This window comes from Cellulomonas sp. GbtcB1, assembly GCF_019091725.1.
Lineage (GTDB): Bacteria > Actinomycetota > Actinomycetes > Actinomycetales > Cellulomonadaceae > Cellulomonas.
Window position 1 is genome coordinate 1 of record NZ_JAGXJG010000492.1, and the last position, 240, is coordinate 240.

General features: G+C 78.3%; 1 protein-coding gene. It reads left to right on the forward strand.

The annotated features are described in order from the left end of the window. The coding region (locus tag KVT14_RS21140; RefSeq protein ID WP_217617369.1) for a dihydrodipicolinate synthase family protein at positions 1 to 240 on the forward strand (240 nt) is incomplete at both ends.

Sequence of the window (240 nt, forward strand, 5' to 3'; positions counted from 1 at the left end):
GACCGCCTGGTCGCCGCGCCCTACTACTCGCTCCCCTCGCAGCCCGGCCGGGTCGCGCACGGGGCCGCCGTCGCCGACGCGACGCCGCTGCCGGTGATGCCCTACGACGTGCCCGGCCGCACCGGCGTCCGGTTCGCGCACGAGACGCTGGTCGAGCTCGCGCAGCACGACCGGGGCGTCGCGATGAAGGACGCCACCGGCGACCTGTACGGCGCCGCGAAGGCCGCCGCCGCGACCGGG